Genomic DNA, 24,505 nt, shown 5'->3' with positions numbered 1-24,505 from the left:
TCCTGCACCAACAGAATACCTTAAAACGAAAAAAGGCGCCCGGTTTGGGCGCCTTCAGTTTCTGTTTTTGTTGTGATCAATCGATCATAGGCAAGAGTTTATCGAGCGACTGTTTGGCGTCGCCGTAGAACATGCGGGTGTTTTCTTTGAAAAACAGCGGGTTTTCGATGCCCGAATAGCCGGTGCCCTGACCGCGCTTGGACACGAAGACCTGCTTGGCCTTCCAGCATTCCAGAACCGGCATGCCGGCGATGGGGCTATTGGGGTCTTCCTGTGCCGCAGGGTTCACGATGTCGTTCGAGCCGATGACGATGGCCACGTCTGTCTCGGGGAAGTCGTCGTTGATCTCGTCCATTTCCAGAACGATGTCATACGGCACCTTCGCCTCGGCCAGCAGCACATTCATATGTCCCGGCAGACGGCCCGCAACCGGGTGGATCGCAAAGCGGACCTCTTTGCCCTTGGCGCGCAGCTTGCGGACCAACTCGGACACAGATTGCTGCGCCTGCGCCACGGCCATGCCGTAGCCTGGGATGATGATGACACTGTCGGCGTCGTTCAGAGCAGCCGCAACACCATCGGCGTCGATGGCCACCTGCTCGCCCTCGACCTCCATCTGCGGACCCGAGGTGCCGCCAAAGCCGCCCAGGATCACGCTGACAAAGTGCCGGTTCATCGCCTTACACATGATGTAGGACAGGATCGCACCGGACGAGCCCACAAGCGCGCCGACCACAATCAGCAGGTCGTTGCCAAGGCTGAAGCCAATGGCCGCCGCCGCCCAGCCGGAATAGCTGTTCAGCATCGACACAACCACCGGCATGTCGGCGCCGCCGATGCCCATGATCAGGTGATAGCCGATGAACAGCGCCGCCAGCGTCATCAGGATCAGCGGGAAGAAACCGCCCGTGCTGGTGTACCAGATCAGACAGATCAGCGAGAGACCCGCCGCCGCCGCATTCAGCGCATGACCGCCGGGCAGTTTGGTGGCTGCAGACGTCACTTTACCCGCCAGCTTGCCATAGGCCACGACCGACCCGGTAAAGGTGATCGCACCGATGAAGATGCCCAGGAACAGTTCCACATGCAGGATCGCCAGCTCAGCCGCCGTCTTCTTGGCGATCAGCTTGGCAAACGCGCCCAGATCGGACAGGTCCGCCTGAGACGCGCTGTCGGCAATTGCCATGACCTGCGCCACGTTGCCGATCTCAAAATGCGCGTTGAAGCCCACGAATACCGCCGCCAGACCGACCAGCGAGTGCATCGCGGCCACCAGTTGCGGCATCTCGGTCATCTGGACGCGCTGCGCCACGTATTGACCGATCAGACCGCCGCCGATGATCAGCAGCAGCGATAGTAGCCACAGGCCCGAGCCCGGACCAACCAGCGTGGCAAAGACCGCCAGCGCCATACCGACGATGCCATACCAGACCGCGCGCTTGGCGCTTTCCTGGTTCGACAGACCGCCGAGCGAAAGGATGAACAGAACAGCCGCGACAACATAAGCGGCAGTGGTGAAGCCAAATTCCATGTGCCCGGCCTCCTTAAGATTTCTGGAACATGGCAAGCATGCGCCGGGTTACGAGGAAGCCGCCGAAGATGTTGATCCCGGCCATGAAGACAGACAGCGCCGCCAGCAGGATGACCAGGAACGATCCCGATCCGATCTGCATCAAGGCACCGACAATAATGATCGACGAGATCGCGTTGGTGATCGCCATCAGCGGTGTGTGCAGGCTGTGCGAGACATTCCAGATCACCTGGAAGCCTACAAAAATGGCCAGCACGAAGACAATGAAGTGCTGCATGAAGCTGGCCGGAGCGATCAGCCCCACCAGCAGCATCAGCGCGCCGCCCACACCCAGCAGGGTGAACTGCTGCTTGGTCTGCGCCTTGAAGGCCGCAACCTCTTGCGCCTTTTTCTCTTCCGGGGTCAGCTCTTTGACCTCGGGTTTTTTCTGCGCCGCAATCGCCTGCACCTTGGGTGGTGGCGGTGGGAAGGTGATCTCGCCCTCATGGGTCACGGTCGCGCCGCGGATCACGTCATCTTCCATGTCGTGATTGATCTGACCGTCCTTCTCGGGCGTCAGGTCAGTCATCATGTGACGGATGTTGGTCGCGTACAGAGATGAGGATTGCGCCGCCATCCGGCTGGGGAAGTCGGTATAGCCGATGATGGTTACGCCGTTGTCGGTCACGACCTTCTCATCCGGCACCGTGCCTTCGACGTTGCCGCCCCGCTCAGCCGCGAGGTCAACAATGACCGAGCCCGGCTTCATCGCCTTGACCATATCCTCCAGCCACAGCTTGGGTGCCGGACGGTTGGGGATCAGGGCGGTGGTGATGACGATATCCATCTCGGGCGCCAGCTCACGGAACTTGGCCAGCTGCGCGTTGCGGAATTCCTCCGACTGTACCGAGGCATAGCCGCCCGTGGCCGCGCCATCCTGCTGTTCCTCTTCAAAGTCCAGATAGACGAACTCGGCCCCCATGGATTCGACCTGCTCAGCCACTTCCGGGCGCACGTCGAACGCGTAAGTAATCGCGCCCAGCGAAGTCGACGTCCCGATCGCCGCCAGACCGGCCACACCGGCACCAACGATCAGCACCTTGGCGGGCGGCACTTTACCGGCTGCCGTCACCTGACCTGTGAAAAAGCGGCCAAAGTTATTCCCGGCCTCAATCACCGCGCGATACCCGGCGATGTTTGCCATCGAGGACAGAGCGTCCATCTTCTGCGCACGGGAAATCCGCGGCACCATTTCCATGGCGATCACATTCGCGCCCTTGGATTTGGCCAGCTCCATCCCTTCCTCGTTGGCGGCTGGGTTGAAGAAGGAAATCAGCGTCTTGCCCTTGGTCAGACGCTTCAGCTCAGCCTCGGTCGGAATGCGCACCTTGGCGATGATGTCGGCCGATTTCCACAGCGAGGCCGCGGTCTTCACAACCTCAACGCCCACGGCCTCATACGCCGCATCCGAGAAACCAGCAGCTTGACCCGCCCCCTTCTCAATCAGGCACTCATAGCCCAGTTTCTGCAACTGAACAGCAGAGTCCGGCGTCATCGCAACCCGGTTCTCACCGTCCAATATCTCCTTCGGTGTGCCTAGTTTCACTGGCGGTCCCCCTAGTTCTCACTCAATTCGAGTGCTGGTCGGTTATGTTTGTTAAACAAAGATGTATCTTGCGCAACTTTATTTCGCAAGCGCAGCATTTGTCATGTGCTGTCATTGGTTTGCCCCCTTAAACCCACCTGCGGGTTTTACGTTCATAACGGGCGAAATCGGCGCGGAATGTGCGGCGCAGGCGGTCTTCTTCCGGCAGGATAAACCGGCGTTCCAATACCCATACGAAGACCGGAACCAAAACCAGAGACAGCACCGCATCGAACCGCAATATCAGACCGGCCAGAATCAGTACGTCGCCCACATAGATCGGGTTGCGGCTTCGTTTATAGATACCAGACTGCACCAGCGCCGAAGGTGTCTGACGCGGTATCACGGTCGTGTTGTTACGGCGAAATTCAACAATAGCCAGAAGGGCGATCAGAATTCCGCCTCCGATCAGAATACCGCTTAGCAGATCGGTGATTCCACTATCGAGTGACAGGCCAAACCCGTAGAACTGCGCCTGCAACCAAGCCAGTAAAATAAAGCCCGCAAGCCAAACAGGAGGGACATCGATCCAGCGCATAGACAGTCCTTACGGGTGACGTCACGTAAAGCACGTGTCGTTTCTGAGCGATGTCCTACCGCTTTCTGACCGGATTGGCAAAAGTTCAGGTTGTCGCATCAATGGACAGGCATAAATTGATCGGATAGGCCGAACCATATCCGTGACACATGACACAAGGTAATACGCCCCAGATGACTGACTTTGCCGCCACCAAATCCATGTTCGAATTGCCCGAAGGCGTTATTTACCTGCACGGCAATTCACTTGGCCCAATGCCGAAAACAGCAGGAGCGCGCGTTGACGGGATGTTGCAGGACGAGTGGGGCAAGATGCTAAGCACAAGCTGGAACGCGGCGGGATGGATGGCTCTGCCGACCGAGCTTGGCGACCGCATCGCGCGGTTGATTGGCGCCGAACCCGGCTGCGTCATGGTCGGCGATACACTTTCGATCAAGGTCTACCAGGCGCTCGCCTCGGCGCTGGAACTTAATTCCGGGCGCAGAGTGGTTTTGTCCGACAGCGGCAACTTCCCCTCGGACCTCTACATGGCAGACGGGTTGCTGCGCTCATTGGGGCCAGACTACGAACTGCGTGTTGTAGACCCCGAAGATGTCGCGGCGCATATCACCGAAGAGGTCGCGGTGCTGATGCTGACCGAGGTGGGTTATCAAACCGGTCGCCTGCATGACATGAAGGCGTTAACCGAGTTGGCGCATGCGAACGGAGTGGTCACGGTCTGGGATCTGGCCCACTCTGCCGGGGCTATCCCCGTGGACCTGTCCGGCTGCAACGCCGATTTCGCCGTGGGTTGCACGTATAAGTACCTCAACGGTGGTCCCGGTGCGCCCGCCTTTATCTATGTCGCGCCACGTCTGGCCAACCGTGTACGCCCCGCCCTGTCGGGCTGGCTGGGGCACGAGGCGCCCTTTGCCTTCGATCTGGACTATCGCCCCGGCAGCGGGATTGAAAGGATGCGGGTCGGCACCCCTCCGATCATCCAGATGACCGCACTTTCGGCGGCGATGGATATCTGGGACATGGCAGACATGGCAGATGTACGCGCCAAGTCCATTGAATTGACCGAATTATTCATCGCCCGAGTCGAAGCCACCTGCCCGGAGCTTGAACTGGCCAGCCCGCGTGACCCGAACAAGCGCGGCAGTCAGGTATCGTTCCGCTTTGCGGATGGGTACGCGGCCATGCAGGCGCTGACTGCGCGCGGCGTGATCGGAGATTTCCGCGCGCCCGATACCATGCGATTTGGCTTCGCGCCGCTTTACATCGACGAACAGGACGTTGAGCAAGCAGTAGGGATTCTGGCCGACATCATGGGCAACCGCCTTTGGGACGCACCGGAATACAAAGTTCGTCAGCGCGTTACCTGATCTCCAGTCCTGCGCCGATCAGGGCAGCAACCTGTGCGACCTGCTGCTCGTAAATCTCGGCCCCGGCACCGATCATCTTCAGCCCCTTGAGCATGGCCGTGATGGTCCGACCGGTCTCAGCCGCGTCCGCGAACAGACGAACCCGTCCGGCCTGCTCCTGCTGCGACAGCCAGTTGGTGTACAAGCCGGCCAGCTTCGCCTCTCCGTCCGCGACGATTTCTGCCGCCATGGACTTGGTGTTATCCAGCATCTCAAGCCCATGGGGAGAGGCCAGAATGTTCGCCATCCCCGCGGTCTGCGCCTGTATCGCACGGGTCAGAACCTCGGGCACCGAGCCCTGCGATGCCAGCGCTGCCGCCACTTCGCCGATTTTATCGGCGTAGTACATCTCGGTCAGCTTTCTGACGATCGCCTCTTTATTTTTGTAATGCAGATACACCGCTGGACGGGACATGCCTGCGCCGCGCGCGATGTCGTCCATCGAGGTCTTTTTGTATCCATAGGTAGAAAAGGCCTGAAAAGCTGAATTCAGGATGGCCTTTTGCCGTGAATCGTCAACTGCTTCCGTCATATCTGAACTGGTGACATTTTTTGTTCATTTTGTCAATTGACAGACTGACACTTTGCGCTAATTATGTCAGAAACCAGCCACAGCTAGATGAGGTGCGCCATGGCGACCGCCCTGAAGATCAACGGCAAACAACATCAGGTAGACCTGCCCGATGACGTCCCCCTGCTTTGGGTTCTGCGGGATGATGTTGGCCTGACCGGAACCAAATTCGGCTGCGGCGTGGCCGCCTGCGGGGCCTGCACCGTGCATATTGATGGCGAGGCCGTGCGATCCTGTCAGGTGGCGCTGTCGGATGTCTGGGGAGACGTGACCACCATTGAAGGGATTGGCTCGCCCGACGCAATGAACGCGCTGCAGCAGGCATGGGTCGATCATCAGGTGGCGCAGTGTGGTTATTGCCAGTCGGGTCAGATCATGCAGGCGGCGGCTTTGCTGGCGGAAAACCCCGCGCCATCAGACGCCGATATTGACGAGGCGATGCAAGGCAACCTGTGCCGCTGTGGCACCTATCCCCGCATTCGCGCCGCGATCCATGACGCGGCTGGCAAATTGAAGGAGGCGTAACTGATGGCTTCTGTTGGGAAAATCCTCCGCCGCACATTTCTGATCGGCTCCGCCGCGATCGTCGGCGGCGTGGCGTTCGGTGCCTATTACGTCAGCCGTCCTGCGGCGAACCCTCTGAAACCCACTGAGGGTCAGGCGGCGCTGAATCCATTTGTTCTGATCGACCAGAACGGCGTGACACTCTTTGCCCCCCGCGCCGAGATGGGGCAAGGCGTCAAAACCACCTGGGCTGCGTTGATTGCCGAGGAACTGGATGTGGATTTGGACCAGATCACCGTCCTGCACGGTCCGGCTGCGGCGGCTTATTATAACTCGGCCATGCTGGGGGAAGGGCTGCCCAACAAAGGCTATGACATTTCAGACTTCCAACACAATCTGGGTGAGGCGCTGGGTGTACTTGGCAAAGCGCTTAGCCTGCAGGTCACTGGCGGCTCGACATCCATGAAAGACGGGTTCGAGCGGATGCGTCAGGCCGGCGCCTCGGCCCGTGAAACGCTGAAACGCGCTGCGGCGAGCCGGTTGGACGTCGATCCGTCAGAGTTGAAAACCGCGTCCGGCCATGTCATCGCGCCGAATGGTGACAAGATCGCGTATACGGATCTGGCCGTAGATGCAGCCGGACTTGAACCAGTCGAGGTGCCGCTGCGCGATCCTTCCGAATGGCGTTATCTGGGCCAGACACAACCACGTCTTGATATGGTCGAGAAAGCAACCGGCACTGCCGCGTTCGGCGTCGACGTTCGCCTGCCCGGCATGAAATTTGCCGCTGTTCGGATGAACCCAAAGCTGGGCGGCGCGATGAACGGCTTTGACGACAGCACTGCAAAATCCATGCCCGGTGTTGAAAAGATCGTCGATCTGGGCACTGGCGTTGCGGTGATCGCCAACAACACCTGGCTCGCCAACCAAGCGGTCGAGGCCATTGATGTCGATTGGGGCGACGCGCCCTACCCGCCCGAAACGAATGGCATTTTCGCTAAGATTGCCGAAGCGTTTGACGACTCTCCGAATTCGACTATGCGCGACGAAGGTGATGTCAGCGTCACACCCGAGGGCGCATCCGAAATCACCGCCGAATACCAAGTGCCCTATCTGGCCCACGCGACGATGGAACCGATGAATGCCACCGCGCTGTATACCGGAGACGCATTGGAACTGTGGTGCGGCAACCAGGCCCCCACGCTGATCCGCTTCCGCGCGGCAAACACTGCAGGTCTGGATACTGAGGCGGTTCAAATTCACACCACTTATCTGGGCGGCGGTTTTGGACGTCGTGGGGAGTTGGACTTTGGCGAGATTGCCACCAAGGTTGCGATGGCGATGCCCGGCACTCCGGTCCAGACGACCTGGAGCCGCGAAGAGGATATGCGCCACGATTACTATCGCCCCGGCGCAATTGCCCGGATGCGCGGCGCGGTAAAGGACGGCAAAGCGGTGCTGATCGACGGCGCGGTTGCGGCGCAATCCTGTACGCAGCAAGCGGTGACGCGCTATACCGGCATGCCCGGAGGTGGCCCTGACAAGGTGCTGGTCGAAGGCTTTTTCAACCAACCGTACGCAGTCCCGAACTACCGGATGAGCGGCCACATCGCCAAACTTGACGTTCCGGTTGGCTTCTGGCGGTCGGTCGGCAACAGTCACAATGGGTTCTTCCATGAAACCTTCATGGATGAGATGGCCGATGCCGCCGGTCAGGACCCACTGGACTTCCGTTTGGAGTTGATGAGGAACGAACACGCGCCTTCGGCTGGTTGCCTGGAAGCGGTCAAGGAAATGTCGGGCTGGACGGGCCAGACCCCGAATGGCGTCGGACGTGGCATAGCCTTCACCTACAGCTTTGGCACTCCGGTCGCGCAGGTGATCGAAGTGGTCGACGAAGACGGCACTATCCGCATCAACAAGGCGTGGATTGCCTGTGACATGGGGCTGGCTTTGGACCCCGAAAACGTCAAGGCACAGATGTTCGGCGGCATGATGTACGGTCTGTCTGCGGCCTGCTTCGGCGAGATCACCTTTGCCGAAGGCGAGGTCGAACAGTACAATTTCCCCGACTACGACGCGATCCGCATGCACACCGCGCCAGAGGTTGAGGTTCGTGTATTGGAGACCAACCGCCACATGGGCGGCGCTGGAGAGCCCGGAACACCTCCGTCCATGCCCGCGCTTGGCAACGCATTGTTCGATCTAACCGGAGAACGTGCCCGCACCCTACCGCTGGTCAATCAGTTCAACCTGCTGATCTGATCGCGCTGCGCCGGCCCGATTCCCCCTCTTGCGGGCCGGCGCGAAATTCATGCTGTTTGCTGAATTAGTCCGGTATCCGACCCAGTAGCCCAGGCACGCACAGCTGCGCCGAACGCCTCGAATAGCGGGCGCGACACGGGGTCATTGATCGCATCCCATTCAGGGTGCCATTGTACCGACAGGGTAAATCCGGGCGCATCCTTGATATAGATCGCCTCGGGCGTGCCATCCGGCGCGTGGCCGTCTATGATCACGCGATCACCAACTGTTTTGATCCCCTGCCCGTGCAGAGTGTTGGTCATCACCTCTGGTGCCCCGAACAATTTGTGGAATACGCCACCTTCGTCCAATGTCACAACATGGCGCAGGGCAAACTTTTCTTCCAGCGTGCCATCCGGTGGCATGCGGTGGTTCATGCGCCCCGGCAGGTCTCGAATTTCGGGATAGAGCGTCCCGCCCATCGCCACGTTCACCTCTTGGAAACCGCGGCAGATGCCCATAAACGGCTGGCCCCGCTCGACGCAGGCCCGGACTAAAGGCAAGGTGATTGCATCCCGCGCCCGATCGAACTCACCATGGGCATCGGTGACGTCTTCGCCATATTCCTCGGGATGCACATTCGGGCGCCCACCTGTCAGCAGGAATCCGTCACAGACCTCCAGCAATTCGCCGACCGAAACAAAGCGGGGGTCTGAAGGGATCAAAAGCGGCAAGCAATGCGAAACATTGGAAACGGCGTCTGAATTCATCGTACCGCCCGCATGGGTCGGATATTCATCGTTCATAAGGTAAGAGTTGCCGATGATACCGACGACGGGTCGAGACATTCCGTGTTCCTTGCTGTTCTTGTGGTTAACAAGAAAGCTATCCGCAGCAAAAGGAACGTGCAACAGAACACGCCCTGCATGACAGCGCAAGGACGTGTTCAACCACGCACATTTCGTTCTTTAATTTCCGCCAAGCGTGGAACAGAGTTGCGCCCAACTCAATTTGTTCGGAAAATCTTCCCAGAAAGCGCTCAAAATCGCTGATCTATATCAGATCTCTCCGAACAGACCTGCCGATTCAATTCCGGTCATTCCAGCAATAGCATCGTTGTCCGACGTATCTCCGGTTACACCAACCGCGCCAATCACTGCGCCTTTGCGATCCCGCAATAGAATACCGCCCGGAACCGGAACAACCTGACCGCCATAGACGCCATTCACAGCGGCCATGAAATACGCCTGCGCCTCGGCCCGCTGCATCTGAGCGGTACCCGCCATGCCCAGCATGACCGACCCATAGGCTTTGCCATGCGCGATCGAGAACCGCCCGGGCGCGGCTCCATCCTCTCGCTCAAACGCGATGACGTGGCCACCAGCGTCCAGCACGACGACCGAAAGAGGTTTCAATTCCATCTCGCGCCCCTTCTCAAGGGTTTTGCGGATGATTGTGCGGGCTTTACGTAAGGTGACTGCCATATTGGGGTCTCTCGCTTCTAGGGATTAAAGGCTTGCTTTCAGTTCTAGACGGCGGGCGTGCAGAACCGGTTCGGTATAGCCCGAGGGCTGGATACGGCCCTTGAAAACCAATTCACAGGCCGCCTGAAACGCAATTCCGTCGAATCCCGGTGCCATCGGTGAATAGGATGGGTCGCCTTCGTTCTGACGGTCCACAACGGCGGCCATCTTCTGCATCGCCGTCATCACCTTTTCTTCGCTAACGACGTTGTGATGCAGCCAGTTGGCCAGCGCCTGCGACGAAATCCGACAGGTCGCCCGATCCTCCATCAATCCGATATCGTTGATGTCCGGCACTTTCGAGCACCCCACGCCCTGATCAACCCAGCGCACGACATAGCCCAGAATGCCTTGGGCGTTGTTTTCGATTTCACGTGTGATTTCGTCACCGCTCAGGTTGCGACCACCCAGCAGCGGGACGGTCAGAAGGTCCTCTAGCGTACCACGTGCGCCACCGGCGGCGATTTCGTCCTGACGGTCCAGCACGTTGACCTTGTGGTAATGCGTGGCATGCAGGGTCGCCGCGGTCGGCGACGGGACCCAGGCACAGGTCGCACCGGATTGAGGGTGGCCGATCTTAGCTTGCAACATATCGCCCATCTGATCGGGCATCGCCCACATGCCCTTACCAATCTGCGCCTTGCCCTTCAGGCCGCAAGCCAGGCCGATATCGACATTGCGATCCTCATACGCCGCAATCCACGGCGTATTCTTGATGTCGCCCTTGGGCAGCATCGGGCCAGCTTCCATCGAGGTATGAATCTCATCCCCCGTGCGGTCCAGGAACCCGGTATTGATAAAGGCCACACGCGATTTCGCGGCGCGGATGCATTCCTTGAGGTTCGCTGAGGTGCGGCGCTCTTCATCCATGATGCCCAGCTTCACGGTATTGCGCGGCAGGCCGAGGATGTCTTCGACCATGTCGAAAATCTCGACCGAGAAGGCGACCTCTTCCGGGCCGTGCATCTTGGGCTTGACCACATAGACCGAGCCTTCGACCGAGTTGCCACCCTCGCGCTTGAGGTCATGCATCGCGATGAGCGTGGTGCAGAGCGCGTCCATCAGGCCCTCACCGACCTCATTGCCATCACCATCCAGAACGGCAGGGTTGGTCATCAGGTGGCCAACGTTCCGCACCAGCATAAGCGAGCGGCCTTTCAGTGTGGCTTGCTGACCACTAGCAGTGGTGTATTCCAAGTCATCCGCCAGTTTGCGGGTGAAGGTCTTTTCACCCTTGGTGACCTCTTCGGTCAGGTCGCCTTTCATCAGGCCCAGCCAGTTTCCATAGGCGACGACCTTGTCGGCGGCATCCACACAGGCGACCGAGTCTTCGCAATCCATGATCGTAGACAGGGCCGATTCCAGCCGCACATCCGAGATGCCCGCAGGATCGGAAGAGCCGATATTGCTGCTCGGGTCGATCATGATCTGCACGTGCAGTCCGTTATTCTTCAACAGAACAAAGTCGGGTTTGTCCGCAGTTCCTCCGAAGCCCACGAATACTGCGGGATCAGCCAGAGCCGGAACCAACGCACCGCCTTCAACGCGCAGGTCGGCGACGTCTGCCCAGGACCCTTCGGCCAGCGGCGCGCAGTCGTCCAGAAAGGCCTTTGCCCAAGCAATCACGCGCTCGCCACGCTCGGCGCTAAATGCACCCGGTGGTGGCAGATCGCCCATCGCATCGGTGCCGTAAAGCGCATCATACAGGCTGCCCCAGCGCGCGTTGGCCGCGTTCAGCGCAAAGCGGGCGTTGGTGATAGGCACCACCAGCTGCGGGCCGGGGGTCAGCGCGATCTCGGGGTCGACATTGGCGGTTTCGATCTGAAACGCCTCGCCCTCTTCGACCAGATAACCAATATCCTTTAGGAAGGCTTTATAGGCGGTCGCGTCATGTACCTGACCTTTGCGCGCTACATGCCAGGCATCAATACGACTCTGAATGTCAGCACGTTTCGCCAAGAGCTCTTGATTCTTGGGGCCGAGCTCAGTCATCAAACGCGACAGGCCGGCCCAGAAGGTGTCAGGCGAAACTCCCGTTCCAGGCAGGGCTCGGTTCTCAATAAAATCCGACAGTTCAACGGAAATCTGCAAACCGTTCCGGGCGTTTCTGTTGCTCATCTTCGTCATCTCCTGCCATTGTGCGCCATTGTATACGCTCCAATTAATGCGAAAGTTTCCGATGCGCAACAACGGCGCTGGCATTTTGGTCAAAAAATATTACCAAATTGGCAATGGTCGTCCGTCGCCCTGACTTGCAGCCCCTCCCTGATACCCCTAACGTCGCCCCGAACACCAACCGATGCGAGGCCCAGATGCGCGACGCTGCCCCTACCACGATCTACCTGAAAGACTACTCGCCTTTTGGCTATCTGGTGGACAGCGTGCACCTGACCTTTGATCTGGCCGACCACGCCACCCGTGTCACTTCGCGCATTGCCTTTCGCCCGAACCCCGATGCCACGGATCATACGTTTTTCTTGCACGGAGAGGACCTCAACCTGATCCGCGCCGTCATTGACGGTGTCGAGATTACGCCTGACGTCACCGAAAAGGGGTTGACCGCACAAGTCCCCGATGCACCCTTTATCTGGGAGGCGGTTGTCGAGATTGACCCCGGCAACAACACCGCGCTTGAAGGGCTTTATATGTCGAACGGCATGTATTGCACCCAATGCGAGGCCGAAGGGTTCCGCAAGATCACCTATTACCCCGACCGTCCAGACGTGATGTCCACCTTCACCGTGCGTATCAACGGAGACCTTCCGGTACTGCTGTCCAACGGCAACCCCTCGGGCAAGGGCGACGGCTGGGCCGAATGGACGGACCCTTGGCCCAAACCCGCCTATCTGTTTGCGCTGGTCGCGGGCGACCTGATCCCCCATTCCGACTGCTTCACCACCATGTCCGGGCGCGACGTGGACCTGAACCTCTGGGTCCGCCCCGGCGATGAGGGCAAATGCGCATTTGGCATGGAAGCGTTGAAAAAGTCGATGAAATGGGACGAAGACGTCTATGGTCGTGAATACGATCTGGATGTGTTCAACATTGTGGCCGTTGACGATTTCAACATGGGTGCGATGGAGAATAAGGGGCTGAACATCTTCAACTCCTCAGCCGTTCTGGCCAGCCCTGAAACCTCGACCGATGCCAATTTCGAGCGGATCGAAGCGATTATTGCGCATGAGTATTTCCACAATTGGACCGGCAACCGCATCACCTGCCGCGACTGGTTCCAGCTTTGCCTGAAAGAAGGTTTAACGGTATTTCGCGATGCTCAGTTCACGTCCGACATGCGATCAGCTCCGGTCAAACGCATCCACGACGCCATCGACCTGCGCGCCCGGCAGTTCCCCGAGGATAACGGACCGCTCTCGCATCCCGTCCGGCCCGAGAGCTTTCAGGAAATCAACAATTTCTACACCGCAACTGTTTATGAAAAAGGCGCCGAGATCATCGGTATGCTCAAGCGACTGGTGGGTGATGAATCTTACGCTAAGGCGCTCGATCTGTATTTCGAGCGCCATGATGGACAGGCCTGCGCCATCGAAGATTGGATTAAAGTGTTCGAGGATACGACAGGCCGCGATCTGACCCAATTCAAGCGGTGGTACAGTCAGTCGGGCACGCCTCGTGTCACGGTCGGCGAAGACTGGCAGGACGGCACATACACCCTGACCCTGTCACAGCGCACCGAACCTACGCCTGGTCAGTCCGAGAAACTGCCGCAGGTGATCCCGGTTGCCGTCGGCCTGCTGGGACCAAACGGGGATGAGGTGCGCGCGACCGAGGTTTTGGAACTGACCGAGTCCGAACAGAGCTTTGAGTTTACCGGGTTGGCTGCCAAACCTGTTGCCTCAATCCTGCGGGATTTCTCGGCTCCGATCATTCTTGAGCGCGACCAAACCGACGCTGAACGCGCATTCCTTCTGGCCCACGATACCGACCCGTTTAACCGCTGGCAGGCGGGACGGTCTTTGGCGCAAGACACGCTGTTGCGGATGATCCGTGAAGACATCGCTCCCGGCTCAGACTATCTGGACGGTATTCTGGCGGTGCTGCGCGATACGGAATTGGATCCGGCTTATCGGTCGCTGATGCTGGGCCTGCCGACTCAATCCGAACTTGCCGCAGCCTTGTTTGATGACGGAGACACACCTGATCCAATGGCAATCTGGACCGCAGTTGAAACTCTGCGACAAGCCACGGCACAACACGTACAGGACTTGCTGCCCAGATTGCATAGTGATGCTCTGATTGAAGCTCCGTTCAATCCAGATGCTGAGCAGGCCGGAAAACGCGCCCTTGGTAGTGCGGCGTTGTCGCTGACTTCGCGGCTGGATAGCGGCGCGAAAGCGGCCGAGGAATATGCCTCCGCCGACAATATGACCCTGCAACTGACCGCGCTGTCCTGCCTGTTGCGCGCAGGGAAAGGGCAAGCAGAACTGGCCGCCTTTTACAACCAGTGGCAGCATGATCGCCTGGTGATGGACAAATGGTTCGCTTTGCAAGTCTCGATGGCTGCCCCTGATGCCACAGCGGACACTGCCCGCGACCTGACAGAGCACGCTGATTTCAATTGGAAAAACCCAAACCGATTCCGCGCTGTGATGGGTGCGCTGGCAATGAACCATGCTGGTTTCCATCGTGCGGATGGTGCCGGATACGCATTGCTGGCGGATTGGCTGATCAAACTCGACCCTGTGAACCCGCAAACCACGGCGCGGATGTGTTCGGCCTTCCAGACATGGAAGCGCTATGACACCGACCGCCGAGACCTGATCCGTGACCAGCTGAACCGGATCGCTGAAACTCCAATCCTTTCCCGTGACACCACGGAAATGGTCTCTCGCATTATCGGCGCATGACTCCATACAGTTTTACGCGCAACAATCGGACCCCGCGCGCAGTTTTGATATTGATGTGCGTTTATGCATCTCTGATTGCGCTGATGATCCTGTTTGATGCGGCTTGGTGGTTGGTGGGTCTGCTAGGGTTGGCCACAGTTCCAGCAGTTTGGGACATCGTGAATGGTTCCCAGGCGGGCATGTCCCTGGATCAGGACGAAATACGATGGTTCTCGGGCAACCGCGAAGGTCAGGTCGCCCTGTCCGACATAGACTACGTTCGCCTGGACACACGGTGGGACTTTTCGGTGCGCGCTTCACTGGTGCTGACGTCTGGCAAGCGGATACGATTGCCGGATGAATCGACGCCGCATCACCGGGATTTAGAGGTCGTTTTTCAAAAGGCGGCGCTTAGGATCGAGCGCCATCATTTTCGTATATTCTGAAACAATCCGCCTCGCTACAGTCTATAGCTGCCCAAATCACCCCCAAATCCCCATGGAAAGCTTGAGTTTGAGGGGGTTTTTGGTAAAGTTTTTGTCACTGCCACCTGTCTGTTACGGTTTCGAGTTCTGCCATGTTTCGGTTTTTCAAGGCGCATCACGCCCATTCTCCTTTGATCCCTCAACAATCCGCGCAGGAAATGTGCGCCTCTGATTGCCCTGTTGCTGCGGCGATGCCAGATAGTGGGCAGCTGAACATTCCCGTTGCGAGTACGCGGGACGAAGAATTGGCTGCGCACGACATTATTGAAAAAGGTCGTGGGTTGGTCCGGCAGGATAGATGGTCGGAACTGTCTCGACAAATGCGCGAAGCTGACGAGGCACGCGCGACTGCACCAGATGGTACACCGATCGCGGATTTGTTGGCCTTTGGTGCCCGATCCGATGTTGTACTGGCGGTCGAGCATGCCCTGACGGATTACAACGCCTTGAGTGAATACGATCTGCTAGGCGGTATTTCTGAACTTGAAGACGAAATTCGCGCCCATCCGAATGACCCGATGATCACTTTGGTTGTTGCGCTTGCGCATATCGATTTGGCCTGGGCATGGCGGGGGACCGCAACCAACGCGACACTGCCACCGCTGCACCGGTCGCGATGCGCCGCCCATTTCGACAGGGCTTCGGCACTTCTGCCGAAGTGCCGCGCTGCTGCACCGAACAGCCCTCTGGTCGCCGCAGCGGGTTGCGCCCTGCTGGTTGGGCAGCGGAAAGTAAACCTGCGTGTTGCGGACGAATATGAACGGTTGATCACACTGGACCCGCAAAATCAGCGGCACATGCGCGCCATGGGCACTCATTTGTTGCCCCGGTATTTCGGCAGCTATGAAGAGCTTGAGCTACAGGCCCTGCGAAGTGCAGCACGCACTCAGGATATCTGGGGCGCTGGCGGATACACTTGGGTGCAGTTTGATGCCATCGCACTGGACGAAAACGCATGCGAACGGTTGGATGTCGAATACTTTCTGGAAGGCCTGCACGACATCCTGCACCGTCGCCCGGATCAGCCGACCGTAAACATGCTGTCGGCTTATTGCGCCGTCACGATCCAAAACGGATTGGGCTTGAATGAAAAGGCCGATCTGGTGCGTTCGCAGATTCACGAGGCGGCCCACTGGCTGATCCGCGATCACCTGACAGAACTGCACCCGCTGATCTGGGCGCATGCGGCAAATGGGTTCAATAACTCGGTCCGTGTTAATTCAACCGAGCGGTTTGCCGCCCGTGGTCAACGCGACGCGCTGCGTGCAATTGGCGATCTGTTCCGGGAAGAACTGCGCAGTGGGATGGACGTGACCTTTACACCCGCCGGTCTGCGCCTGTCTCAGCACTGATTCCCCCTTGCCCCTTTGGCGCGGCACGCCTAATACGCAGGCTTAGACTTCTGCGGAAATAGAGGCGCGCCATGCTCGACCTGACATACGAAATGCCCAAAATCAAAACCATTGCCGGTGCCAAGCACGATTGGGAACTGGTGATCGGGATGGAGGTGCACGCTCAGGTTTCATCCAATGCCAAGCTGTTCTCGGGTGCGTCGACCCAATTCGGGGCCGAACCGAACGCAAATGTGGCCTTCGTGGATGCGGCAATGCCGGGCATGCTACCGGTCATCAACGAATACTGCGTGGAACAGGCGGTGCGCACCGGGCTTGGCCTGAAGGCGGATATCAACCTGAAATCAGCCTTTGACCGCAAGAACTATTTCTATCCTGACCTACCACAGGGCTATCAAATTTCGCAGCTGTACCACCCCATCGTGGGCGAAGGAGAAGTGCTGGTGGAAATGGGTGACGGCACCGCACGCATGGTCCGCATCGAACGCATCCATATGGAGCAGGACGCAGGCAAGTCGATCCACGACATGGACCCGCATATGTCCTTCGTCGACCTGAACCGGACCGGCGTCTGCCTGATGGAGATCGTATCCCGCCCCGATATCCGTGGCCCCGAAGAGGCCGCAGCCTATATTGCCAAGCTGCGCCAGATCATGCGCTATCTGGGCACTTGCGACGGGAACATGCAGAACGGCAACCTGCGGGCGGACGTGAACGTCTCGATCTGTCTGCCGGGTGCCTATGAGAAGTACCAGGAAACGCAGGACTTCTCGCATCTTGGCACACGCTGCGAGATCAAAAACATGAACTCGATGCGCTTTATCCAGCAAGCGATTGAGGTCGAAGCCCGCCGTCAGATCGCCATCGTCGAAGGTGGCGGCAAGGTCGATCAGGAAACGCGCCTTTATGACCCGGACAAGGGCGAGACTCGTTCGATGCGGTCCAAGGAAGAAGCGCATGACTATCGCTATTTCCCCGACCCCGACCTGCTGCCGCTGGAGATTGAGCAGGCATGGGTGGACGACATCGCAAACAGCCTGCCTGAACTTCCGGACGACAAGAAAGCACGGTTCATCAGCGAGTTCGGTCTGACCGACTATGACGCGTCAGTACTTACCGCCGAAGTGGAATCGGCGGCCTACTTCGAAGAGGTCGCCAAAGGCCGAAGCGGCAAGCTGGCCGCCAACTGGGTGATCAACGAACTGTTCGGCCGCCTGAAGAAGGAAGACCACGAGATCACCGACTCGCCGGTCTCGCCGGCGCAATTGGGCGGCATCATCGACCTGATTTCGTCGGATGCGATTTCGGGCAAGATCGCAAAGGACCTGTTCGAAATCGTCTATACCGAAGGCGGCGACCCGGCGCGGATCGTCGAAGAGCGCGGCATGAAACAGGTCACCGATACCGGTGCCATTGAGGCCGCTCTGGATGAAATCATCGCAGCCAACCCGGCACAGGTCGAGAAAGCCAAGGTTAACCCGAAACTGGCTGGTTGGTTCGTGGGTCAGGTCATGAAAGCCACCGGCGGCAAGGCAAACCCCAAGGCGGTGAACGAGTTGGTCAGCAAAAAGCTGGGATCGTAAGTCGCTCAAAGTTCTAATCATGGGCGGCAGGGGTTGCGAAAACCTCTGCCGTTTTTGTTCGGCACGTTGTGCCGCAACGACATATCCGGCGGATTTTGGCGCGTTTGCGATGATGACTTTCCCAAAACCCCCAACATGTTAGATTGCCAAAGACCGGCAACCAGGAAGATCTGATGCAGCGCTACGAGTACAAAGTCGTCCCCGCCCCGCAAAAAGGCACCAAGGCCAAGGGGGCGAAAAGCACCGAGGACCGGTTCGCCGCCTCGGTCGAGCAAGTGCTGAACCAGATGGGACAGGACGGCTGGGAGTATCAGCGCGCGGAATTGCTGCCTAGCGAGGAACGCTCAGGATTGACCGGCTCAACTGTGAACTGGCGCAATGTTCTAGTGTTCCGGCGCGAAATTGAGTTGGCCGTTGCCCCAACTCCAAGCCCATCAGAAACGCCTGAAGGCGTCGCATTGGCCCAGCCAGTGCCCGGCCCGGAAAAGGTTGTCGCCCCAGCCCCAATCTCGCAACAGGTCAAAGAACCGCCGCTGTCTCTAAAAGGGTCCGAGAGCAGTATCACTTCAGAAGAAAAGCCCTGACAGGCACGCAACACTTGTTGGTTCACTGACAGCAGGATTTACCCAGTTGTATCGGCGGGCACGGCACAGATCCGAAAGAACAATAAACACAACAATCGCCTTCCAGCGGTTTCAAAACCGCTTGGCACGATTTGCATTGATAAAACCATTGGCACGCATCTGTAGGCATCGTCTCAGTTTCGACATGACCGCAAAGCGGGCAAGTCAGGGTGGATTGTATCATTATGCCGGACTTTTCTTCAGCCATAGGTCCAACCTAGTCCTTTTCCTAAGCCCGAGAACCGCTAGGGCTTAAACACCAATATCCAGCGCAAGTGCATGAATACGCGGCACGATATCGCCCAGCGCTTTGTGCACTGCACGATGGCGGGCAACACGGGACTGACCCTCGAAGGCGCTGGCGCGGATGAGGACGTTGAAATGGCTTTCGCCACCTTCCTGATACCCTGCGTGGCCTCGATGGCTCTCGCTGTCGTCGACTACCTTCAGCTCACGCGGATTAAATGCGGCATCAAGGCGCTCATAGATTTCGTCGGTCACGCTCATTTTTTTGCTCAGCGGCAAAAATTTTACCGCTCCCCCTCTTCTACTTTCGGCTGCTTAGACTAAACTGCTGCCTCCGAGTCGAAAAGATACCTTCGAGAGGTTCAGAGCATGGTGAAATCAGACCCCTTCGGATTCGATATGTCCGTTTCCAGCGCCAAGAAAAAGAACCCGCGCGGACGCAGGGGCATGTCGGGTGCGTCGGAAACCTCGGTTCGTATTTGTGACCACGAGGGCTGCAACGAGCCCGGCAAATTCCGCGCACCAAAAGCGCCGGATGTGCTGGATGACTTCTTTTGGTTCTGTCAGCAGCACGTGCGCGAATATAACCAGAAGTGGAACTTCTTCGACGGCACCACTGAGGCCGAACTGAACGCGCAGAGGTCCAAGGACAAGGTGTGGGAGCGTGAGACAAAGCCAATGGGCGACCCCGAGGCGAGCGCCTGGGCCCGTCTGGGCATCGAAGACCCGCATCAGGTGCTGGGCGCGAACAGTACGCAGAACAAGGGTCGCACCTCGGGTGGAGGCGGCCGTCGCCTGCCGCCGACCGAACGTCGCGCTATCGAGATACTTGAAGCTAAAGACAGCTGGTCCAAAGCCGAGGTGCGCAAGGCTTACAAGAAACTTATCAAGGTCTTGCACCCCGACATGAACGGCGGCGACCGGTCTCAGGAAGAACAGCTGCAAGAGGTTGTCTGGGCGTGGGATCAGATCAAGGACAGCAGGAACTTTAAGTAAGCCTCATCCTATCTTCAGAACATGTCCCGTAGCGCTTGCGCTTCGGGACGTTTCAAGCAGCGCAGCCGTGTCTGTTGTGACGGTGCTTCGTCGCTTAGTTCAGGGAATAGCTCGCGCAATTCGGCAACGTATTCGCGGTTAAACGAAGTAAGCGTCCTGTCGCCAAGAAACAGGCTCTCACTTTGCAAGCCATGCGATGTCAGAATGACATGCCGTTCACAGGCTATGTGATAATAAGTAACGGCGTCTTCCTTACGCACCTGACGGATCTTGTCATCATTGACTAGATGGATCGCCGCAGAAAAGACCATCGGCTCGCCGAACAGCAACTCAGCCCGCCAGCCCTCAAGGACGATCCGATGCTGTGGCGATACGTAGAGATCACGGTCAGGCAGGCCTTTCCCTAGCGCGTCGCGCTTGATCAGGACTGGTCGAAACTTTGGTCTAAGGCGCAAAGCCTGAGCACTCAGTGTTCGTTTGCCGATCCAAACAACAGGCAGAGTTTGGCCGCCGGAAACGCATACCTTGTCGCCGACTTTCAATTCTTCAACAGCTCGGGGGCCGGTCTTTGTTTCGATCAGCGTGCCAGCTACAAAACATGGTGGGTTATCCGGATCGAGGTCGCCTTCGGTAATTTTCCAATTGCCCGTAGACATTGGGCCGGTTGGATTGTCAGTATTCCAGGCGTAAATTTCTCCATTGACCTCAATGAACTCGCCGGACTCACCTGAACCGTCCCTGTTACCCTGCCCAAGGTATTCATAGGGCTCAAAAGTAAGACCGCCGTCAAATGATATCGTGTCGCCATCAATAATTGCTGGTTCAGTCGTATTTTGAACGACCAAGTCACCCGGGCCGGTCGTATTCACAGTGTGGAGAAGAACATCAAACGCCATCGTGTGCGCCTTCCGCCAGAACAGCCGTTATACGCGGCGTGCCATCTTGCGGGCATCGGGCGAGCATGCTGTAGAAGCTGGTTCTGCTTGTCACTTAACCCTCACACACAATAATTTCTCAACGAACCGTTGTGAGTAGTGTACAAAAAGGCAGTTTAACCTAAAATTAACCTCCCTGATTTCGAGTTTGAGATTTCCAAAAGTGCCGTCCGGGCAACTGTTGCTCTAGATGGCAGACGCTTGCAGCTTTCGGCGACCGACTGTCAAAACCGTTACAGCTGCACCCGAAACGGATTATTTCAACATCCTTATGCATCCACACCGTTAAAGTTGGGGATTTCTAAAGAGGCACGGGTAAGCGAAGCGCTTCCCGACTCGGCTCATCAAGCCTCGATAAGGCCAGTTTCAAAGAAAGACTTGCCGACTTTACGACACGCGCGGCTTTCCCTTGCCCTTGCCCGCAATATGTTGCACCACACACGGGTTCAGACCCGGCAATGCGGGCCAAAGGATAAGGACAAGGCAAATGGCTGACGGATCGATTGATATCAACGCAAAACCCACCGAAGAAATCTCGGTCCGTGACGTGTTCGGCATTGATACTGACATGGCCGTCAAAGGCTTTGCAGACCGTAGTGATCGGGTTCCGGCCATTGATCCGACATACAAGTTCGACCCCGAAACCACATTGGCGATTCTGGCAGGCTTTGCCCACAACCGCCGCGTGATGATTCAGGGTTATCACGGCACTGGTAAGTCGACCCATATCGAACAAGTCGCGGCCCGTCTGAACTGGCCCGCCGTGCGCGTGAACCTGGACAGCCACATCAGCCGGATCGACCTGATCGGTAAAGATGCGATCAAGCTGCGTGATGGTAAGCAGGTCACCGAGTTCCACGAGGGAATCCTGCCTTGGGCTCTGCGTAACCCCGTCGCCATTGTTTTCGACGAATACGATGCAGGTCGTGCAGACGTGATGTTCGTGATTCAGCGTGTTCTGGAACATGACGGCAAGCTGACCTTGCTGGACCAAAATGAAATCATCACGCCGAACCCGAACTTTCGCCTGTTTGCCACTGCCAACACCGTTGGTCTGGGCGACACGACCGGTCTGTACCACGGCACCCAGCAGATCAACCAGGCGCAGATGGACCGCTGGTCGCTGGTTTCGACGCTGAACTATCTCAGCCACGACGCCGAAACGATGATCGTGCTGTCGAAGGCACCGCATTATAATACCGAAAAGGGCCGCAAGACCGTCAGCCAGATGGTTACCGTTGCCGACCTGACCCGGACGGCGTTCATGAACGGTGATCTGTCCACGGTTATGAGCCCGAGGACCGTGATCAACTGGGCCCAAAACGCTGAAATCTTCCGCAATGTCGGCTATGCCTTCCGCTTGTCCTTCCTGAACAAATGCGACGAACTGGAACGGCAGACCGTGGCCGAATTCTATCAGCGTTGTTTCGACGAGGAACTGCCGGAAAGCGCGGCCAGCGCCAGCCTGGGCTAACGCGCAGAATTGCGCCCTTTCCGGGCGCAATGCCTTCGGCGGGATATTTATTGGCCAGATGAAGGCGGATCCGGTTTCGCTATTGTTGGAAATCGGATTCGCAATGTGAAAGGCTTGGGGACATGGTACAGAAGAACGACAACCCTGCTGATCCGTTCAAAAAGGCTTTGGCCGAGGCCACTAAGGTCATGGCCGACGATCCCGAACTGAACGTTACCTACACTGTCGACCCTTCGGGCATGACGGGCGAGTCGATGCGTCTGCCGCAGGTCAGCCGTCGAATGACGCGCGAAGAGGTCCTGTTGGCGCGCGGAACGGCCGATGCCCTGGCGCTGCAGCGCAAGTATCACGACGACGCGACCCATGCGCGCTATGCCCCTCCGGGCGATATGGCGCGGGACTTGTACGAAGCGATGGAGGTTGCCCGGTGCGAAGCAATGGGCGCGCGGGATATGCCCGGGACGGCCTCGAACATCGACGTCAAGATAGGGCATGAAGCACTGCGGCGTGGGTATGACCAGTGCAAGCAACCAGCGGATGCGCCGTTGGCTGTTGCTGCAGGTTACCTGATCCGCCATCTGGCCACCGGCCGCGACTTGCCGCCTGCGGCCGAGAACATCATGAACCTGTGGCGCGGGTTCATCGAGGAACAGGCTGGCGGGACGCTGGAAAACCTGGACGAGATTCTTTCGGATCAGGCCGAATTTGCGAAATTCGCAAGGCAGGTGATCAAGGACCTGGGCTATGGCGACCAGTTGGGCGAAGACCCCGATGAGCTGGACGACGAACAGGAAGATCAAGCCGAAGAGGACGCCGAAGAACAGCCCGATCCCGATAGCACCGGGCAGGACGACCAGGACGAACAGGACGCTGACGCCACGCCTGAACAGACTCAGGAAGAACAACAAGACCAGTCTCAGGCCCAGGTCTCGATGGATGAGATGGCCGAAGACGAAATGGGTGACGAGGCAGAGATGCCCGAAGGGGAAGCTCCGCTGGAACCCCCGGCCCCGCAGCCTGCGTCAGAAGCAGATCCAGACTACAAGGTCTATCTGGATACCTATGACGAAGAGATCGCTGCCGAAGATCTGGCCGAACCCGCCGAGCTGGAACGTCTACGCGCCTATCTCGATCAGCAATTGGAGCCGCTGAAAGGGGCAGTCAGCAGACTGGCCAACAAACTGCAGCGACGATTGCAGGCTCAGCAAAACCGGAGCTGGGAGTTCGACCGCGAGGAAGGCATTCTGGATGCCGGTCGTCTGGCGCGTGTGGTTGCCAACCCGACCACGCCGCTGAGCTTCAAGGTCGAAAAAGATACGGAGTTCCGCGATACAGTCGTGACACTGCTGCTGGACAACTCTGGCTCGATGCGCGGGCGTCCGATTTCCATTGCAGCGATCTGCGCGGATGTTCTGGCGCGGACGCTGGAACGCTGCAACGTGAAGGTCGAGATACTTGGCTTTACCACCCGCGCGTGGAAAGGCGGTCAGGCGCGTGAGGCGTGGCTGAACGATGGCCGCCCACAACAGCCGGGACGGCTGAACGATCTGCGCCACATTATCTACAAGGGCGCAGATGCGCCGTGGCGGCGTGCCCGACCCAATCTGGGTCTGATGATGAAAGAGGGCCTGCTGAAGGAAAACATCGACGGTGAGGCGCTGGAATGGGCCCATCGCCGGATGCTGGCCCGGCGCGAGCAGCGCAAGATTCTGATGGTGATCTCGGATGGTGCGCCGGTCGATGATTCAACACTCAGCGTCAACCCCGCGAATTATCTGGAAAAACACCTGCGCGACGTGATCGCCATGGTGGAAAAGCGCAAGATGGTAGAGCTGCTGGCGATTGGTATCGGCCATGATGTGACCCGCTACTATGACCGCGCTGTGACGATCACTGATGTCGAACAGCTTGCGGGCGCGATGACCGAGCAACTTGCAGCCCTGTTCGACAGCGATCCACGCGCACGGGCTCGGGTGATGGGGATGAAAAGGGCCAGCTAACGCTGGCCTTGCCTCCGGCGGGAGTA

General features: G+C 58.1%; 21 protein-coding genes. 11 read left to right on the top strand and 10 right to left on the bottom strand.

Annotation, left to right across the window (positions count from 1 at the left end; genetic code table 11):
* Nucleotides 1-76: 76 nt before the first annotated feature.
* The 3 genes from ACR0LN_RS08190 to ACR0LN_RS08180 form a co-directional block, all read right to left on the bottom strand.
* Entirely contained in the window at nt 77-1,531 is a 1,455-nt protein-coding gene (locus tag ACR0LN_RS08190; protein ID WP_480428976.1) for an NAD(P)(+) transhydrogenase (Re/Si-specific) subunit beta, read from the bottom strand.
* Nucleotides 1,532-1,544: 13 nt separating this feature from the next.
* A complete protein-coding gene (locus tag ACR0LN_RS08185) occupies nt 1,545-3,116 on the bottom strand; it encodes a Re/Si-specific NAD(P)(+) transhydrogenase subunit alpha (protein WP_480428974.1) in 1,572 nt (523 codons plus the stop codon).
* Nucleotides 3,117-3,243: 127 nt separating this feature from the next.
* The gene (locus ACR0LN_RS08180; RefSeq protein ID WP_480428973.1) at nt 3,244-3,693 is read right to left on the bottom strand and encodes a methyltransferase family protein; all 450 of its coding nucleotides are present in this window, start codon (nt 3,691-3,693) and stop codon (nt 3,244-3,246) included.
* A gap of 173 nt (nt 3,694-3,866) precedes the next feature.
* Here ACR0LN_RS08180 and kynU point away from each other — a divergent pair, with 173 nt between their 5' ends.
* Nucleotides 3,867-5,060 carry a kynureninase gene (kynU, locus tag ACR0LN_RS08175; protein WP_480428972.1) on the top strand — a complete coding sequence of 398 codons (1,194 nt, stop codon included), beginning with the start codon at nt 3,867-3,869 and terminating at the stop codon, nt 5,058-5,060.
* On the opposite strand, the gene ACR0LN_RS08170 is transcribed toward kynU, so the two are convergent.
* Nucleotides 5,053-5,631, bottom strand: a complete 579-nt coding sequence (locus ACR0LN_RS08170; RefSeq protein WP_480428971.1) for a TetR/AcrR family transcriptional regulator — start codon at nt 5,629-5,631, stop codon at nt 5,053-5,055. The genes kynU and ACR0LN_RS08170 overlap by 8 nt on opposite strands.
* A 99-nt stretch (nt 5,632-5,730) precedes the next feature.
* Here ACR0LN_RS08170 and ACR0LN_RS08165 point away from each other — a divergent pair, with 99 nt between their 5' ends.
* Together ACR0LN_RS08165 and ACR0LN_RS08160 are read left to right on the top strand one after the other, a co-directional pair.
* Nucleotides 5,731-6,195 (top strand): (2Fe-2S)-binding protein, encoded by a 465-nt coding sequence (locus ACR0LN_RS08165; protein WP_480428969.1) that lies wholly within the window; start codon nt 5,731-5,733, stop codon nt 6,193-6,195.
* Between the two features lie 3 nt (nt 6,196-6,198).
* Nucleotides 6,199-8,439: a xanthine dehydrogenase family protein molybdopterin-binding subunit gene (locus tag ACR0LN_RS08160; RefSeq protein ID WP_480428968.1), complete on the top strand. Its 2,241-nt coding sequence runs from the start codon at nt 6,199-6,201 to the stop codon at nt 8,437-8,439.
* A 47-nt stretch (nt 8,440-8,486) separates the two neighbouring features.
* Here the strand turns inward: ACR0LN_RS08160 and ACR0LN_RS08155 are convergent, their stop codons facing one another.
* The 3 genes from ACR0LN_RS08155 to ACR0LN_RS08145 form a co-directional block, all read right to left on the bottom strand.
* Nucleotides 8,487-9,266: a gamma-glutamyl-gamma-aminobutyrate hydrolase family protein gene (locus ACR0LN_RS08155; protein ID WP_480428967.1), complete on the bottom strand. Its 780-nt coding sequence runs from the start codon at nt 9,264-9,266 to the stop codon at nt 8,487-8,489.
* 210 nt (nt 9,267-9,476) lie between these two features.
* Nucleotides 9,477-9,902 (bottom strand): GlcG/HbpS family heme-binding protein, encoded by a 426-nt coding sequence (locus ACR0LN_RS08150; RefSeq protein WP_480428966.1) that lies wholly within the window; start codon nt 9,900-9,902, stop codon nt 9,477-9,479.
* 24 nt (nt 9,903-9,926) lie between these two features.
* Nucleotides 9,927-12,059: a malate synthase G gene (locus ACR0LN_RS08145; protein WP_480428965.1), complete on the bottom strand. Its 2,133-nt coding sequence runs from the start codon at nt 12,057-12,059 to the stop codon at nt 9,927-9,929.
* 194 nt (nt 12,060-12,253) lie between these two features.
* Between ACR0LN_RS08145 and pepN the strand changes: the two genes are divergently transcribed.
* The 5 genes from pepN to ACR0LN_RS08120 all read left to right on the top strand — a co-directional run bounded on the left by pepN (nt 12,254) and on the right by ACR0LN_RS08120 (nt 18,789).
* Nucleotides 12,254-14,806: an aminopeptidase N gene (pepN, locus tag ACR0LN_RS08140; RefSeq protein WP_480428963.1), complete on the top strand. Its 2,553-nt coding sequence runs from the start codon at nt 12,254-12,256 to the stop codon at nt 14,804-14,806.
* 83 nt (nt 14,807-14,889) lie between these two features.
* The gene (locus tag ACR0LN_RS08135) at nt 14,890-15,231 is read left to right on the top strand and encodes a hypothetical protein (protein ID WP_480428961.1); all 342 of its coding nucleotides are present in this window, start codon (nt 14,890-14,892) and stop codon (nt 15,229-15,231) included.
* A gap of 131 nt (nt 15,232-15,362) precedes the next feature.
* On the top strand, nt 15,363-16,622 hold the full coding sequence (locus tag ACR0LN_RS08130; RefSeq protein ID WP_480428960.1) for a hypothetical protein: 1,260 nt from the start codon (nt 15,363-15,365) through the stop codon (nt 16,620-16,622).
* 71 nt (nt 16,623-16,693) lie between these two features.
* A complete protein-coding gene (gatB, locus tag ACR0LN_RS08125; RefSeq protein WP_480428959.1) occupies nt 16,694-18,205 on the top strand; it encodes an Asp-tRNA(Asn)/Glu-tRNA(Gln) amidotransferase subunit GatB in 1,512 nt (503 codons plus the stop codon).
* A gap of 173 nt (nt 18,206-18,378) precedes the next feature.
* Entirely contained in the window at nt 18,379-18,789 is a 411-nt protein-coding gene (locus ACR0LN_RS08120) for a DUF4177 domain-containing protein (RefSeq protein WP_480428958.1), read from the top strand.
* Between the two features lie 22 nt (nt 18,790-18,811).
* On the opposite strand, the gene ACR0LN_RS08115 is transcribed toward ACR0LN_RS08120, so the two are convergent.
* Nucleotides 18,812-19,012, bottom strand: a complete 201-nt coding sequence (locus ACR0LN_RS08115; RefSeq protein ID WP_480429069.1) for a GDCCVxC domain-containing (seleno)protein — start codon at nt 19,010-19,012, stop codon at nt 18,812-18,814.
* Nucleotides 19,013-19,080: 68 nt separating this feature from the next.
* On the bottom strand, nt 19,081-19,335 hold the full coding sequence (locus ACR0LN_RS08110) for a BolA family protein (protein WP_480428957.1): 255 nt from the start codon (nt 19,333-19,335) through the stop codon (nt 19,081-19,083).
* 108 nt (nt 19,336-19,443) lie between these two features.
* Between ACR0LN_RS08110 and ACR0LN_RS08105 the strand changes: the two genes are divergently transcribed.
* Nucleotides 19,444-20,070: a J domain-containing protein gene (locus ACR0LN_RS08105; protein WP_480428956.1), complete on the top strand. Its 627-nt coding sequence runs from the start codon at nt 19,444-19,446 to the stop codon at nt 20,068-20,070.
* 14 nt (nt 20,071-20,084) lie between these two features.
* Here the strand turns inward: ACR0LN_RS08105 and ACR0LN_RS08100 are convergent, their stop codons facing one another.
* The gene (locus tag ACR0LN_RS08100) at nt 20,085-20,966 is read right to left on the bottom strand and encodes a Hint domain-containing protein (protein ID WP_480428955.1); all 882 of its coding nucleotides are present in this window, start codon (nt 20,964-20,966) and stop codon (nt 20,085-20,087) included.
* Nucleotides 20,967-21,492: 526 nt separating this feature from the next.
* Here ACR0LN_RS08100 and cobS point away from each other — a divergent pair.
* On the top strand, nt 21,493-22,479 hold the full coding sequence (gene cobS / locus ACR0LN_RS08095; RefSeq protein WP_480428954.1) for a cobaltochelatase subunit CobS: 987 nt from the start codon (nt 21,493-21,495) through the stop codon (nt 22,477-22,479).
* Between the two features lie 122 nt (nt 22,480-22,601).
* The gene (gene cobT / locus ACR0LN_RS08090; RefSeq protein ID WP_480428953.1) at nt 22,602-24,479 is read left to right on the top strand and encodes a cobaltochelatase subunit CobT; all 1,878 of its coding nucleotides are present in this window, start codon (nt 22,602-22,604) and stop codon (nt 24,477-24,479) included.
* Nucleotides 24,480-24,505: the final 26 nt, after the last annotated feature.

Source organism: Ruegeria sp. AA6 (genome assembly GCF_056542865.1).
The sequence above is the reverse complement of the archived record's forward strand: the minus strand, read 5'-3'. Positions and strand labels throughout refer to the sequence as shown.